Raw genomic sequence first — 16021 nt, forward strand, 5'->3', positions numbered from 1 at the left:
CCGCGCACGGCGGCGGGGCCCGCGGACGCGACCGGCGATCAGTCCGCCGCCAGCAGCCGTTCCACCTCGTCGTCGCTGAGCTGCTCGATCTCGTCGAGCAGCTCCCACTGCGCCGCCTGCTCGGCGGCCCGTCGGCGTCCGGCCAGCTCGGCCAGGGCCGCGACGGTCGGTGCCGCGTAGAAGTCCCGCACGGTCAGCGGCACCCCGAGTGCGTCGTTGAGCCGACCCACCGCCCGGATCGCCTGCAGCGAGTTGCCGCCGCTGAGGAAGAACTCGTCCCCGCGGCCCGCCCGTTGCAGACCGAGCAGCTCGGCGAAGACGCCGGCGATGAGCCGCTCGTCGTCGGTGCCCGGCGGCACGTACGCCGGTTGCCCGGCACCGGACTCGGGAGCGGGCAGCCGCTTGCGGTCGACCTTGCCGGTGCGGGTCAGCGGCAGCTGCGGCAGGCGCAGCACCACGTTGGGCACCATGTATCCGGGCAGCTTCCCGGCCAGCGTCGTCCGCAGGGCCGCCACGTCGTCGTCCGACAGCTCGCCGACCACGTACCCGACCAGGACCGCCTCGGTGCCCGTGCCGTGCACCGCCGCGGCGGCCCCGGACACGCCGGCCGTCGTACGCAGGGCATGCTCGACCTCACCCAGCTCGACCCGCAGGCCACGCAGCTTGACCTGCCCGTCGCGGCGGCCGAGGAACTCCAACTGGCCGTCCCGGTTCCACCGGGCCAGGTCACCGCTGCGGTACGCCCGCCCCTCCCCGGCCCGCTCGTCGGCACCGAATGCCGAGGCGGTCAACTCGGGCCGGTCGAGGTAGCCACGCGCCACCCCGTTGCCGGCGACGACCAGCTCACCGGGGACACCGACCGGCGCCAGGTCACCGCTGTCGTCGACCACGTACACCCGCCGGTTCGGCATCGGACGGCCGATCGGCACCGTAGCGGCGGGTGCGGGGCCGGCGGGGCACTCGTACCAGGTGCAGCCCACGGTGGCCTCGGCCGGGCCGTACAGGTTGAGCACCCGTCGGCCGTCGACGTGCCACGCGGCCACCAGCGACGGCGGCGCCGGCTCGCCGGCCATCATCACCGACCGCAGCTGCGGCAGTTCGGCCGGGTCGAGCAGACCCAGCACCGTGGGTGTGGTGAAGATGTGCGTCGCGCCGGTCTCGCGGGCCAGCCCGGTCAACGCACCTGGGCGGTGCACGTCGTCGTGACCGGCCACCACCACGGCCGCCCCGGCGGTGAGCGCACCGAACAGTTCACCGACGGCCAGGTCGAACACCGGTGCGCAGCAGTGCATCATCCGGGACTGCGGTGCGATGCCGAAGTCCGGCACCATCCACTCCAGGTAGCCGGCGACCATGCCGTGCTCGATGAGCACACCCTTGGGCTCGCCGGTGGAACCGGAGGTGTACAGCACGTACGCCAGTGACTCGGGAGTCAGCTCGGCCAGCCACGGCTCGTCGGCCGCGTCCGGCAGCTCCGCCGCCGGGTCCACGATGGTCACCCCGGTCAGGGCGTCGAGCCGCGCCGGGTCGCCCACCACCACCCGGGCGCCGGTGTCGCGCACCTGGAAGGCCAGCCGGCCGGGCGGTGCGGCCGGGTCCATCGGGGCGTACGCGGCGCCGGCCCGCAGCACGGCCAGCACGCTCACCACCTCCGCGAGGCTGCGCTCCAGCAGCACCGGCACGACGTCGCCGGTGCCGACCCCGGCGGCACGCAGCCCCGCGGCGAGCCGCCGGCTGCGCTCGTCGAGTTCGGCGTAGCTGAGCGTGCTCTCGGCGGCGATGACCGCGGTGGCCTGCGGGGTACGGGCCACGCTCGCCGCGAACAGCTCCGGCAGGGTGGCCGTTCGGTGCGGTCGCCGCTCCCCCTGGGCCAGCGCGAGCAGTTCGGCCCGCTCGGTGTCGTCGAGCAGGGGCAGGGCCGACAGCGGCGTCTGCGGTGCCGCCACGGCGGCCCGCAGGACCCGCTCCAGGTGGCTGAACATCGCCTCGATCCGGGCGCTGTCGAACAGATCCGTGGCGTACTCGATCCGGAAGGTGATCCCGTCGGTCTCCTCGTACGCGTTGATCGCCATGTCGAAGCGGGAGACGCCCGGATCGACATCGAGGAACTCGGCGGCCATCCCGGGGAACCGGAAATCCACCAGGTCGCCGCTGAGCAGGTCGATGGAAATCTGGAAGACCGGATTGCGGCTGGGGTCGCGGCGTCGACCGAGCCGCCCGACGACCCGCTCGAACGGCGCGTCCTGGTGGTCCCAGGCGGCCAGCAGGGTGCCCATGGTGCGGCGGACCGCCTCGCCGAAGCTCGGATCGCCGGAGAGGTCGGTACGCAGGGCCAGCATGTTGACGAAGAAACCGACCAGATCCTCCAGCTCCGGACGGCTGCGACCGGCACCGGCGGTGCCGACCACCACGTCGTCGACGCCGGTGTAGCGCATCAGCACCGTCTTGAAGCCGGCGAGCAGCACCGCGTACGTGCTGGCCTGCTCCTGTTGGGCCACCCGGCGCAGGCCCGCCAGCACGTCGGCGGGCATCCGACGCACCAGCAGGGCGCCACGGTTGCTGGCCGTGGCCGGGCGGGGACGATCGGTGGGCAGGTCCAGGGTGGGCGCGTCGGCCAGCTGCCGCGCCCAGTAGGCCAGCTGCGGCTCCAGGTCACCGGCGTCCAGCTGCCGGCGCTGCGCCAGCGCGTGGTCGGCGTACTGCAACCGCAGGGCGGGCAGCTGTGCCTGCCGGTCGTGCCGCAACGCGTCGTACAGCTCGGCGAGATCACGCACCAGCAGCCCGGCCGACCAGCCGTCGGCGCAGATGTGGTGCAACACCATGCTGAGCACGTGCTCCTGGCCGTCCAGGCGGATCAGCCGGGCCCGCAGCATCAGGTCGCCACCCAGGTCGAACGGCTCGGTGGCGTCGCGCTCCAGCTCGACACGCAGCGCCTGCTCCCGGTCGTCGGCTGCCGTCACAGCCAGCTCGTGCACCGGTAGCGGCACCGCACCGGCGGCCGACACCAGTTGGTACGGGGTGTCGTCGTCGGTGCCGAAGGTGGTGCGCAGCGCCTCGTGGCGGGCCACCACGGCGGTCAGCGCCCGGCCGAGCAGTTCGACGTCGAGTGGTCCGGTGAGCCGTACCGGCACCGGGATGTGGTAGGTCGGCTGGCCGGGTGCCAGCTGTTCGAGGAACCACAGCTGCTCCTGCGTCGGTGACAACGGTAGCCGCTGCCCTTCGTGCCCGCCGGATACCGGGCCGTCCTGCCCGGCGAGGGCCGCCCGCGCGGCCCGTAGCCGCTGTTCCAGGTCGGCGATCTCCTGTTCCAGCCGGGCCCGGGTCTGGTCGGCCACCGGCGCCACGTCGGTCGGGGCCGCCGGATCGGTGCGCGGCTGCGTTCCGGCGAGCAGCTGGGCGATCTCACTGACCCGCGGCTTGGTGTAGAAGTCCCGCATGGTCGCGCTGGCCCCGCCGAGTTCGGTGATCCGGGACAGCACCCGGGCCGCCATCAGCGAGTTGCCGCCCAGCTCGAAGAAGTTCGCGTCGGCGCCTACCCGCTCGACACCGAGCACCGCGGCGAAGATCTCGGCGACCCGCTCCTCCTCGGGGGTGCGCGGCGCGACCAGCTCCACCTCGGCCGAGCCGGTCTCCTCGGGAACCGGAAGCCGGTTACGGTCCACCTTGCCGACGCTTGTCAGCGGCAGTACCGCCAGGGCCACGAAGACGTGCGGCACCATGTACGGCGGCAGGTCGGCGAGCAGGTGCTCGCGCAGTTCCTCGGTCGGCGGCGCCGCCGCGCCGACCGGGACCACGTAGCCGACCAGCCGCTTGCTGCCGGGGCTGTCCTCACGCAACGCCACCGCCGCCTCGGCGACGCCGGGATGCGCGGTGAGCGTCGACTCGATCTCCTCCAGCTCGATGCGCAGCCCGTTGAGCTTGACCTGGGTGTCGATCCGGCCGAGGAACTGGATCTGCCCGTCCTCGGTCCACACGCCCAGGTCACCGGTGCGGTACATCCGCTCCCCCGGTCGGTACGGGTTGTCGATGAACTTCTCGGCGGTCAGCTCCGGCCGGTTGAGGTAGCCCCGGGCGAGGCCCTCACCGCCGGTGATCACCTCACCGGGCACGCCGACCGGTTGCAGGTTGTTCCACCGGTCCAGCACGTAGGCCACCCGGTTGGGCATCGCCCGCCCGATCGGCGGTTGGCCGATCCAGGTGCGGTGCTCGCACTCGTAGAAGATGCAGCCGACGGCGGCCTCGGTCGGTCCGTACCCGTTGATGAACCGGCGACCCGGGGTGTTCCAGCGGTTGATCAGGTCACCCGTGACCGCCTCACCGCCGGCGATCATGTATTTCAGGTCGGGGTAGCTGCCCGGCGGGATGCGGCCCAGGATGGCCGGCGGCCCGCCGATGTAGGTGATCTTCTCCGAGACCAGCAGCTGCCCGATCACGTCCGGGTCGGTGCGGTGTTCCTCCGGTACGAAGACCATCGTCACGCCACGGGTCAGTGCGGTGAAGATCTCCCCCTCGGCGAAGTCGAAGATCGGTGCCATGTGTTGCAGCAACCGGTCGCCGGGACCGAAGTCGAAGATGTTGCCGAGCCAGAGCAGGAACGTGTTCAGCGCGTGGTGCTCGATCATCACGCCCTTGGGCTTGCCGGTCGACCCCGAGGTGTAGAGCACGTAGGCCAGCGAGTTCTCGTCGGCCAGTTCGTCGAGCGGCGCCGCACCGGCGGCCGCCGCCGACAACTCGTCCCACTCGGTGTCCACCAGCACCGGCGTCGCGGCGGTGCCCTCGGGCAGCCGGTCGGCCAGCGCGCTGCGGGTGACCACCGCCTTGGCCGCGGTGTCGTCGAGGATGAACTCGATGCGCCGCACCGGGTGGCCCGGGTCCATCACCACGAACGCGCCGCCGGCCTGCTGCGCGGCGACCATGCCGACGATCAGGTCGAAGCCCCGTTCCAGCAGCAACGCCACGATGTCGTCCCGGCCCACGCCGAGCGCCCGGAAGCGGTGCGCCAGCACCCCGGCGCGGCGGTCCAGTTCGCCGTAGGTCAGCTCGGCACCGTGCAGGGTGGCCGCCACCAGGTCGGGTCGTTCGGCGGCCAGCCGCGCGATCTGCACGTGCACCGGTTCGCGGGCGCGCTCCCCCTGCGGTCCCTGCCAGGTGTGCAGCAGCAGCGTCCGCTCCTCCTCGTCGAGCAGCGGCAGCGCCGACAGTGGGGTGTCCGGAGCGTCGACTGCGGTCCGCAACACCCGTTCCAGGTGCCGCAGCAGCCGCGCCATCCGCGGCTCGTCGAACAGGTCGACCGAGTAGTCGGCGACCAGGCGCAGCTGGTCGGGGCTCTCGGTGGCGGTGATGGACAGGTCGAACGGGTGCCCGCCCGGGTTGGCGTCCAGCGAGGTGACGGTGAGCCCGGGCAGGTTCGGCTCGGTGCTCTGGGTGGCGCTGCCCAGCAGTTGCAGACCCACCTGGAACAGCGGGTTCCGCGAGGGGTCACGGACCGGCTGGATCCGCTCCACGACCTTCTCGAACGGCACCTGCTGGTGCTTCCACGCCTCCAGCACCACGCCGCGTACCCGGGTCAGCAGTTCGCCGAAGGTCGGGTCGTCGGCGACCTCGGTCCGCAGCACCACCATGTTGACGAAGTAGCCGATGAGCGGCTCCAGCTCGGCCGGCTCCCGGCCGGTGGTGGTGGTGCCGACGACGATCTCGTCCTGTCCGCTGTACCGGGCCAGCACCGCCTGGTACGCCGTCATCAGCGTCATGAACAGGGTGGCGTTGTTGCGGGCGGAGAGCTGACGCAGCCGGTGCAGCAGGTCCCCGTCGAGGGTGCGGGACACCGCGGCGCTGCGGTACGACATGGTGGCCGGTCGCGGTCGGTCGGTGGGCAGTTCCAGGGTGGGCAGCCCGTTCAGCCGCTGCTGCCAGTGGTCGAGCTGGTCGGCGAAGACGTCGTCGCTGAGCTGGTGGCGCTGCCAGGCCGCGTAGTCGCCGTACTGCACGGGCAGCGGTGCCAGCGCCGGCGGGCGGCCGGTGTGGTGCGCCGCGTACAGCTCGGACAACTCGTTGGTGAGCACCGCCTGCGACCAACCGTCGGAGGCGATGTGGTGCATGGTGACGGCGAGCAGGTGGTCGGCGTCGTCGAGGCGGACCAGCAGCGAGCGGAACAGCGGCCCCTCCGCCAGGTCGAACGGTCGCCGGATCTCCTCCTGCACCCGCCGCTGCGCCTCCGCCAACCGCGCCTCCGGGTCCGCGACGTCGCTGAGGTCGTCCACCACAAGGTGGTGCGGCTGCTCCCCCGGCTTGGCGATGTGCTGGTGCGGTTCCCCGTTCTCGGCCCGGATGGTGGTCCGCAGCGCCTCGTGCCGCTCGACGATGTCGGCCAGCGCGCGGCGCAGGGCCGTCAGGTCCAGCGACCCCTGCAACCGGAACACCGACGGCACGTTGTACGTGGACTGTCCGGGCACCAACTGGTCGAGGAACCACAGCTGTTCCTGCAGGTAGGACACGGGCGCGGTGTCCGCCTCCCCGACCCGGCGGGGAATCCGGGTCGACGGGCGTTGGCGTTCGGTCAACTGCGCACCGACCTGCTTCAGCAACAGGGCGCGCTGCTCGGCGGTCAGAGTGGAGAGGCGTTGGGCGTGCTGGTTCATCTCGCTCCTCGGCACGGACTGCGGTGACGACTGTCGGATCGGTTCGGAGGTCATCGGTAGTGGCTGCCTATGGCGGACAACGCCTCGTCGAGGATGTCCAGGCCCTCGCGGATCTCCTGCTCGGTCGCGGTGCACGGCGGCACCACGTGGATCCGGTTGGTGTGCAGGAACGGCCAGAGTCCGCGCTTACGGCAGGCGGCGGCCACCTCGTCCATCGGTCCGGGCGGTCCGCCGGGCGCCCCGAGCGGCGGCAGCATCTCGCGGGTGTCCCGGTCCCGCACCAGCTCCAGCGCCCAGAACACGCCGAGTCCGCGTACCTCGCCGATGACCGGGTGCCGTTCGGACAGCTCCCGCAGACCGGGGCCGAGCACCTCGGCACCGAGGTGGGCGGCGTTCTCGACGATCCCTTCCTCGCTCATCGCCGTGATGGCGGCAACCGCGGCGGCGCAGGCCAGCGGGTGCCCGGAGTAGGTCAGACCGCCGGGGTAGGGCCGGTCGGCGAAGGCGTCGAACACGCGCGGACCCATCAGCACCCCGCCGAGCGGGACGTAGCCGGAGTTCACCCCCTTGGCGAAGGTGATGAGGTCGGGCACGACATCCCAGTTCTGCACCGCGAACCAGCGTCCGGTCCGGCCGAAGCCGGCCATCACCTCGTCGGCGATCAGCAGGATGCCGTGCCGGTCACACAGCTCGCGCACGCCGGCCAGGTAGCCCTCCGGCGGCACCAGCACACCGTTGGTGCCGACCACCGGTTCCAGGATCACGGCGGCGACGGTGCCCGGCCCTTCCAGCGCGATGACCTGCTCGAGGTGGGCCAGCGCCCGCTGCGCCTCCTCCGGCTCGGTGCGGGCGTGGAACGCGCTGCGGTACAGGTAGGGGCCGAAGAAGTGGATGACGCCGGCCGCACCGGTGTCGACCGGCCAGCGACGCGGGTCGCCGGTCAGATGCAGCGCCAGGTGTGACGCGCCGTGATAGGAGCGGTACGCGGCGAGCACCTTCGGTCGCCCGGTGACCAGGCGGGCCATCCGCACGGCGTGTTCCACCGCGTCGGTGCCGCCGTTGGTGAACAGCACCCGGTCGAGGTCGCCCGGTGCCCGTTCGGCGATCAGCCGGGCCGCCCGCGCCCGCTGGTCGTTGCCGAACGCCGGGCTGACCGTGCACAGCCGTTCGGCCTGGCGCTGGATCGCCGCCACCACCTTCGGGTGCTGGTGACCGATGTTGACGTGCACGAACTGGGAGGCGAAGTCGAGGTAGCGGTTGCCGTCGTAGTCCCAGAAGTACGAGCCGAGCGCCCGCGCCACCGGCATCGGCGACAGTTGTCGCTGCGCGGACCAGGAGTAGAACAGGTGGGCCCGGTCCTCGGCCAGGATGCCCTGCGCCGTGTCGGGCAGCGGATCGCTGTGGTGGTCGTGCGCGCTCACGCGGCTGCTCCCGTCGGACTGAAGTGGTGGATACTGCCGGGCATCGATGACCGAGAGGGGTGGTGGGCGTGCCCAAGCTGGCCGTGGTTTCCGGAGGTGGCACCGGGATCGGGCGGGCGATCGCCGAGGAACTGGCCGCGGAGCACGAGGTGGTGCTGCTCGGCCGGCGCGCGGAGGTGCTGAGACGCACCGCCGAGGAGCTGTCCGGCGGGCACCGTCGGGTCCGGGCGGTGGTCGCCGACCTGTGCGAGCCCGAGGACGTACGCCGGGCCGCCGACGAGATCACCGCCGGGGGGCGTACGGTCGACGTGCTGGTCAACAACGCCGGGGGCAACTTCGCGCCGCAGCCGGCCGAGGATCTGTCCACCCTGCGCGAGCAGTATCTGCGCAACCTCGGTGGCAACGTGTTGCCGGTGGTGCTGCTGACCCAGGCGCTGCTGCCCGCCCTGCGGCGCCCGGGTGGCCGGATCGTCACGGTGACCTCCATCGCGGCCTTCCGCGGCAACGCCTCCTACGGGGCCGCCAAGGCGGCGCTGCACCCGTGGTCCACTGAGTTGGCCGCGCGGCTGGCCGGTGCGGGCATCACGGTGAACGTCGTCGCCCCCGGCTACGTGGGCGGCACCGAGTTCTACCGGGACCGGATGACGCCGGAGTTCCACCGACAGCGTTCGGCGCAGGCGCCGGTCGGCCGGGGCGGCACGGTGACCGACGTCGCCGCGCTGGTCGGCTACCTCGCCGGTGCCACGGCGGGTTTCGTCACCGGCCAGATCATCCAGGTCAACGGCGGCGCGCTGATGGGCCGGGGCTGATCCGGGACCGGCCGACGGTCGCCGGACAGGCCCCCGGTAGGGTCCGCCGGCCCGTCGGCGCATCGGCCGGTCCCGTCGCTGCGCACCCGTCACCCGCGGCCTGCCAGCCACTTGCGCGCCTCCGCCACGGCACGATGGGTCAGGTCGGTCGACGCACCGAGATAGCGGGCCGGATCAAAGATCACCTCGACCTCGTGGTCGGGCAACAGGCGGCGTAGCTCGGCGCAGCCGTCCAGGGACTCCCGCAGCGAGCCACCGGCGTCGTGGGCCTGCTGGCTGAGCTCGTAGACACGTTCGTGGGCGGTCTGTTTGCCGACGTGCGCGCCGAGGGCGAGCATCAGCCGCTCGGAGGCGAGCTGGTCGGCGACGACCCGGGTGTTCTCGCGCAGCCGGTCGACGTTGACGGTGAGACCGCTGACCAGCTCCCGGGTGATCTCGCAGGCGGCCAGGGTGTAGTGGGACACGTCCGGTACGCACGCCCACTCCACCCGCAGCGCGCGCGAGTCCCGCTCGTGGTCACCGATCATCCCGCTGTACGCGATGCCCGCCTGGGCGGCGGCGAGCTTCGCCATCACCACCACCTGCTCGCACCGTTCCGGGTTCCGCTTGTGCGGCATGGTGCTCGACCCGACCTTGCCGTACCGCCACGGTTCGGTGACCTCGCCGAACTCGGGCCGGCCGATGGTACGGATCTCGTCGGCGACCCGACCCAGGGTGCCGGCCACCATGGCAAGTGTGGTGACGAACTCCACCACCCGGTCGCGGGCCACGTGCCAGCCGATCGTCGGTACGCCCAGGCCCAGCCGGGCGGCGAAACGCTCCAGCAACCCGATGCCCTCGGTGCCGAAGCCGGCCATGGTCCCGGCACCGCCGAACAGCTGGGCCACCACGACCCGGGACCGGACGGTCGCCAGCCGCTCGGTGTGCCGCAGGATCTCGTCGATCCAGCTGGCGGCCTTGAGGCCGAAGCTCATCGGCAGCGCGGCGCGCGCGTGGGTGCGCCCCACCGCCACCGTGTCGGCGTGTTCCTCGGCCAGTTCCACCAGGCAGGCGAGAATCTCCGCCAGCTCCCGGTCGACCTCGTCGAGGGTGTCCCGGATCTCCAGCGACTGCCCGGTGTCCTGGATGTCCTGGGTGGTGGCGCCGAAGTGGATGAACTCCCCGGTGCCGTCCGGGCAGGCGGCCTGGAACACCCGCAGCAGGCCGACCAGCGAGTGCCCGGAGCGTTCGATCTCCTGCTGCACCGCGTCCAGGTCGATGCGCTCCAGCTGGGCCGCCGACACGATGCCCTCGACCGCCGGCCCGGGAATCATGCCCAGCTCACCCTGCGCCTGGGCCAGCGCCGCCTCGATGTCGAGCCAGCGCTGTTTGCGACAGACGTCGCAGTAGATCCGCCGGCTGGCGGCGGTCGCGTAGCGGTTGCCGTAGAAGCGGGAGTCGGTGATGTGGCCCCGCTCGTGGCGGCAGGTGTCGACCGAATGGGCGTGGGTGACGGACATCGGTGCCTCCGTGGTTCAGCGACGAACGGGTCGGCTGGTCGCGGTCAGTGGTCGGGTGAGGAAGGGACTGGTGCCGTACGGCGGCTCATCGGGGGTCACGCGGGCGGCGGCGGCCGTGTCGTACGCGACCTGGCGCAGCGGCAGGTCGTGGCGGCAGGCCTCGTCGGTCAGGTGGTCGACGAGCTGGCGCATCAGCTCCGTCACGCCGTCGAGCACCCCGCGTGGGCTCGGACAGCTGGTGGGCCCGAAAAGCGCCTCCATCGAGGCGGATCCGCCGATGCCGCCCACGAAGTCGGGCACCACGAGCACACCGGCCCGGTGCAGCGCGTGCTCCGCCTGCGGGCTGAGCCCGCAGTTGGCGCCGACCACCACCACCGGTGCCGGCAGCCGGTCGGCCCGCTCCGCCGGCAGCCCGTCGGCGCCGGCGGCGAGCAGCACCAGGTCGGTGGGCAGGTCGAGCAGCGCGGCAGCCGGCATCCGTCGGGCGTGCCGGGCCAGTTGCGACACCGGGGTGCCGGCCGGCTCGGCCAGCATCGCGGCGACGTCCAGTCCGCGCGGGTCGGCGACGCAGCCGTACTCGTCGGCGATCCCGGTGATCCGGACGCCCTCCTGTGCCAGCGTGTACGCCGCCGCGCGGCCCAGGTTGCCGAATCCCTGCAGCGTGCAGGAGAGCGGACCGGGCAGGGCACTGGCCCGGGCGGCCATCACCGCCGCCTGGGCCAGGGCGTGACCGGCGCGGCGCTGGGCCAGGGTCAGCGCGCCGACGTGCTGGTCGAGCAGGCCCATCCGGGCGACGAACTCCGCCTCACTGAACTCCTGGGCGCCCCGGACGGCGTACTTGATCGACGGGATGCCCTCCAGCACGGCGAGCTGTTCCAGCTCGTCCCAGTGGGTGCCCATGTCGCAGCCCATGCTGAACCGGGTCATCAGCTGCCCGCGCAGGAAGCGCAGGAAGCGGCGCAGCGCCGCCGCCTTGCCCGGTGCCCTCGGGTCGTAGTCGATGCCGCATTTCGCGCCGTCGACGTTGATGCCGAGCAGCCGCTCCTTCAGGGTCATCCGGGAGGCCAGTTCACCCAGCTCCGCTGCGGTCAACCCGGGCTTCACCCGGCAACCACCGGCGGCCAGCCGGCAGTCCAACCCGTCGTAGACCAGCCAGCCCTGGAATCCCTCGATCGGGTCCACGTACTCGATGACAGCGTTCACGGCTTCCCCCGCGATGATGGTGCGGACCCGCTCGCGCCCCGGCCCTCGCCCAGGTACTCGACCAGGCAGCGGGCGGTCAGCAGGCAACGCGGGAGTCCTCCGTCGACCACCAGTACGGCGGTCGACGGCTCGGACAGCATCGGAACCACGTCCGGCAACGGCGTGCCGGCGCCGACCTGCGGCGGCGGTGGGCTCAGGTGGTCGCCGACCAGGTCGTCGGCGCCAGCGCCGGCGGCGTACGCACCGGCGAGCGTGGCCTCGGTGACACAACCGAGGATCTCCGCCAGCCGCAGCGGCGGTGTGGCCGCACTGACCAGCAGGTGCGTGGTGTCCGCGTCGCGCAGCAGCTTCGCCGCGTTGGCCAGGGTCTCGTCCGGCCGGATCAGCGGCGGATGCCCGCCGGTCGCGGCGTCGCGCACCCTCGGCTGGTCGGTGGGTGGGTCGTACAGGCCCAGGCCGGCGAGCCAGTCGTCGTTGAAGATCTTGGACAGGTAGCCACGGCCGGAGTCCGGTAGCAGCACGACGACGAGGGCCGCCGGTCCGGCCGCGGCGGCGACCCGCACCGCGGCGGCGGCGGCCATCCCACCGGAGCCGCCGGTGAGCAGGGCGTCCTCGCGGGCCAACCGGCGGGTCATCAGGATCGACTCCTGGTCGGTGACCGCGATGACCTCGTCGACCACCGACGGGTCGTAGGAGTCCGGGCAGCTCGGCTGGCCCACCCCTTCCACCAGGTACGGCCGCCCGGTGCCACCGGAGTAGATCGAACCGTCCGGGTCGACGCCGATGATCCGTACCGTCCCGCCGGAGACCTCCCGCAGGTAGCGCCCGACACCGGAGATCGTGCCGCCGGTGCCGATTCCGGCGACGAAGTGCGTCAGCCGGCCCTCGGTCTGCCGCCACAGCTCCGGTCCGGTGGTGTGGTAGTGCGACTCCGGGTTGCTGCGGTTGGCGTACTGGTTGAGCTGTACCGCGCCGGGCCGTTCGGCGGCGATCCGGGACGCCACGCTGCGGTACGAGTCCGGATGCTCGGGCCGCACGGCGGCGGGACAGACCACCACCTCCGCCCCGTACGCCCGCAGCACGTCGATCTTGTCGCGGGACACCTTGTCGGGGCAGGTGAAGACGCAGCGGTAGCCCTTCTGCTGGGCCACGATGGCCAGCCCCACCCCGGTGTTGCCGGAGGTGGGCTCCACGATCGTCCCGCCGGGGCGCAGCAGGCCGTCGGCCTCGGCCGTCTCCACCATCCGCAGGGCGATGCGGTCCTTCACCGAACCGCCCGGGTTCAGGTACTCCACCTTGGCGTAGACCGGGGCCGAGCCGGGCGGCACCACGCTGCGCAGTCGCACCAGCGGGGTGTCACCGATCAGCTCGGTAAGTGATTCGTGCAGGTTCACGCGACACCCACCTCCATGCTCACCGGGCCGCTCACGCTCATCCGGCGGTACGCCGAGATCCAGGACAGGCTGGTGCGGACGTCGACCACCACCGGCCCGCCGTGCGCCAGCGCCCGGGCCAGGCACGGCTCCACGTCCTGCTCCGTGGTGACCGCGAGCCCCAACGCGCCGTACGCGCGGGCGAGCGCGACGAAATCCGGATTGTCGAGGTCCGTGGCGATGACCCGGCCGGGGTACGCCCGCTCCTGATGCGCCCGGATGGTGCCGTAGCTGCCGTTGTTGGCGATCACCACGATCAACGGCAGCCGGCGGCTCACCGCGGTGGCCAGTTCCGAGCCGGTCATCAGGAACCCGCCGTCGCCCACGATCACCACCGTCGGGCGGCCGGTACGCAGCGCGGCGGCCACGCCACCCGGCACCCCGAAACCCATGGCGCTGGAACCGACACCGAGCATCCTCGCGTCGCCGGTCAACCTCAGGTAGCGGTAGAGCCAGCTGGTGAAGGTGCCGGAGTCGAGGGTGACCACCACATCGCCGCCGGTCAGCTCGTCCAATCCGGCGACGAGCGCACCGAAGGCCAGGCCGTCGTCGCTGGGGTGCGGCGACCACCGGGCCTTGGCCACCTCCAGCTGGTGCAGCTCGTCGACCCAGCCGACCCGCCCCGCGTCCACCCCGGCCGGTGCCAGGTCGGCCAGTTGCCGCAGGAACTGCACCGGGTCGGCGGCCAGCCCGACCGTCGGCGGATGGGTGCGGCCGAGCCGCTGCGGGTCGGGATAGACGTGCACAAGTGCCTGTGCGGGGTTTCCGGGCCTCGGCAGCCGCCGCGACAGCGTGGTCACGTCGTCGAGTCGGGTGCCGACCGCCAGCACCAGGTCGGCACGGTCGAGCAGGGTCCGCTGCCGCTCCTGGGTGTTGTTGTGCAGGTGGCCGGCGTAGCAGGGGTCCCGGTTGTCGAACAGGTCCTGGCGCTTGTTGCTGGTCAGCACGGGCAGGTGATGCCGGTGGGCGGCGGCGGCCAACACCCGCCGCCCGGTCTCGCCGCCGAGCGTGCCGCCGGCCAGCAGGAGGGGACGTTGCGCACCGTGCAGCAGATCCCGCACCCGGTCGAGGTCGGCCGGGGTGGCTGCGGTCGCGCCCGGCTGCCAGCGGGTCGGCACCGCGCCGACCGGGTCCGGCAGGTCCAGCACGTCCTCGGGCAGCACCAGCACGACCGGGCCCGGGGTGCCCGACTGTGCGGTGCGGAACGCGCGGGCGACGAACTCGCCGGTGCGGGCCGGCTCCAGCAGTACCAGCACCTCCTTGGCCAGCCCGCTGAAGGCGCGGGCGTAGTCGACCTCCTGGAACGCCTCGGTGCCGAGATCGCAGCGGGGCACCTGGCCGATCACCAGCACCAGCGGGGTGGCGTCGTACCAGGCGGAGTGCACCGCGATGCTCGCGTTGGTGGCCCCCGGGCCCCGGCTGACCAGGCACACCCCGGGTCGTCCGGTGAGCTTCGCGTCGGCCACCGCGGCGAAGCCGGCGGACGCCTCGTGCCGGCTGGTCACCACGTCGACCGTCGACGCGGCGTGCAACTCGTCCAGCACCGCCAGGTAGCTCTCCCCGGCGACGCAGAAGACCCGGTCCACGCCGTGGGCGAGCAGCGTGTCCACCACCGTGGCGGCGACGGTACGCGGTGCCGGCGACGCCCGGTCCGCCGCCTGCGGGGCGGTTGTCACGGCAGTTCCCCGTCGGCCGTCGAGGGCCGGAACTTGCTGTCGGCCAGGGCCGGCGGGTAGATGATCGCCGCGTCGTCGAAGGTCTGCCCGACCGTCTGGTACTGCATGACCACCAGCTCCGGCGGGTTGTGGTGCCAGTGCTCGGCGCCCCGCTCGAAGCGCAGCGGGCCCCGCCAGGTGTCGAACTCGGTGGACTCCAGGGCGTCGAGCAGGCCCTCGCGGCTGTCCGTGCCGGCCACCTGCAACGCCTGGCCGATGATTGTCACGTCGGTGAAGGCGCTCAGGCAGGTGTCCGGCGGCGCGAAGCCGTAACGCTGCATGAACCGGTCGGTGAACCAGCGTCCGATCGGCGTCATCTCCGACCACGAGGGACGGAACTTCGTCGCCGGCCACATCACCCCGTTGCCGCCCGCGCCGGCCATCCGCCAGTAGTCCTGCGAGCGCATCGGGAAGCCGAAGGTCACCATCATCGGCACCGCCGGCAGCAGACCGAGTTCGATGGCCTGCTGGAGGATGTGGTAGCTGTTGCCGACCGGGCCGCCGCCGGCGACGACGTTGAGCCCGCCGTTGATGAACGCGTCCGGCTGCCACTGCTTGATCTGCCGCAGCTGCTCCCGCCAGTCGAGCGCGACCTCCTGCTCGAAGTCGAACCGGAGGAACTCCATGCCGTGCCGCGACTCGCCGTACTGCTGGAGGGTGTCGGCCATGGTCTTGCCGAACACCGTGTCCGGCGCGATCATGCCGATGCGGCGGGCGCCGATGTCGGCCAGGCAGTCCATCATCAGCGGTACCCGGTCGGCGATCGAGAAGTAGGTGCGGAAGATCGTGCGCCGCCCGTGGGTCACCGTGCTGTGCCCGTTCTCGACGAACATCGGCACGCCGATCTTCTCGCACATCTCCGCCACCCACGGGGTGGTACGCAGGTGCCACTGGCCCATCACGGCGAGCACCTCGTCGACCATGGCCAGCTTCGCCATGCCCGCGACGGCGGAGCGCGGGAAACCCTCCTCCGCGGCGGTCACCATGTCGTTGTACGCGATGAACGAGACGTTGCGCCCACCCAGTACACCGCCGTGCTCACGCAGGTACTCGGCACCCAGGCGGGCACCCCGCGAGACCAGTACGCCGGCCATCGCGTCACCGGGGCGGCTCATCGGCGTGAGGATGCCGATCTTGATCGGGTTGTCGCCGGCGACCGAGTTCACCGCCTCGATCTCCTGCAACGCCAGCTCCATCGGAGTGCTCGCCGGTGCGGTCGGCTGCGCGTTGCGCGGCGCGGGAACCTCGGCGTTCGTCGTGGTGGTCACGGCATCTCTCCTTCTGCGGTCGGCTCGTGCCAGGT

General features: G+C 72.3%; 8 protein-coding genes. 1 reads left to right on the top strand and 7 read right to left on the bottom strand.

The window, feature by feature from the left end:
* Nucleotides 1–38: 38 nt before the first annotated feature.
* Together KBX00_RS02750 and KBX00_RS02755 are read right to left on the bottom strand one after the other, a co-directional pair.
* Nucleotides 39–6638: a non-ribosomal peptide synthetase gene (locus KBX00_RS02750; protein ID WP_210822927.1), complete on the bottom strand. Its 6600-nt coding sequence runs from the start codon at nucleotides 6636–6638 to the stop codon at nucleotides 39–41.
* A 50-nt stretch (nucleotides 6639–6688) separates the two neighbouring features.
* On the bottom strand, nucleotides 6689–8059 hold the full coding sequence (locus KBX00_RS02755; protein ID WP_307867971.1) for an aspartate aminotransferase family protein: 1371 nt from the start codon (nucleotides 8057–8059) through the stop codon (nucleotides 6689–6691).
* 68 nt (nucleotides 8060–8127) lie between these two features.
* Between KBX00_RS02755 and KBX00_RS02760 the strand changes: the two genes are divergently transcribed.
* The gene (locus KBX00_RS02760) at nucleotides 8128–8868 is read left to right on the top strand and encodes an SDR family NAD(P)-dependent oxidoreductase (protein WP_210822929.1); all 741 of its coding nucleotides are present in this window, start codon (nucleotides 8128–8130) and stop codon (nucleotides 8866–8868) included.
* An 89-nt stretch (nucleotides 8869–8957) separates the two neighbouring features.
* Here the strand turns inward: KBX00_RS02760 and KBX00_RS02765 are convergent, their stop codons facing one another.
* Genes KBX00_RS02765 through KBX00_RS02785 form a run of 5 tightly spaced genes read right to left on the bottom strand, consistent with a single transcriptional unit; the run spans nucleotide 8958 to nucleotide 15914 of the window.
* Nucleotides 8958–10367 (bottom strand): adenylosuccinate lyase family protein, encoded by a 1410-nt coding sequence (locus tag KBX00_RS02765; protein ID WP_210822931.1) that lies wholly within the window; start codon nucleotides 10365–10367, stop codon nucleotides 8958–8960.
* 15 nt (nucleotides 10368–10382) lie between these two features.
* Entirely contained in the window at nucleotides 10383–11570 is a 1188-nt protein-coding gene (locus KBX00_RS02770; RefSeq protein ID WP_210822934.1) for a Glu/Leu/Phe/Val dehydrogenase dimerization domain-containing protein, read from the bottom strand.
* Nucleotides 11567–12964, bottom strand: coding sequence for a pyridoxal-phosphate dependent enzyme (locus KBX00_RS02775; protein ID WP_210822936.1), 1398 nt, complete (start codon nucleotides 12962–12964; stop codon nucleotides 11567–11569). The genes KBX00_RS02770 and KBX00_RS02775 overlap by 4 nt, the downstream gene beginning before the upstream one ends.
* On the bottom strand, nucleotides 12961–14679 hold the full coding sequence (locus KBX00_RS02780) for a thiamine pyrophosphate-dependent enzyme (protein WP_210822939.1): 1719 nt from the start codon (nucleotides 14677–14679) through the stop codon (nucleotides 12961–12963). The genes KBX00_RS02775 and KBX00_RS02780 overlap by 4 nt, the downstream gene beginning before the upstream one ends.
* Nucleotides 14676–15914, bottom strand: coding sequence for an ABC transporter substrate-binding protein (locus KBX00_RS02785; protein WP_210823567.1), 1239 nt, complete (start codon nucleotides 15912–15914; stop codon nucleotides 14676–14678). Before KBX00_RS02785 ends, KBX00_RS02780 begins: the two co-directional genes overlap by 4 nt.
* Nucleotides 15915–16021 lie beyond the last annotated feature (107 nt).

The organism is Micromonospora sp. C95, assembly GCF_018070465.1.
Lineage (GTDB): Bacteria > Actinomycetota > Actinomycetes > Mycobacteriales > Micromonosporaceae > Micromonospora.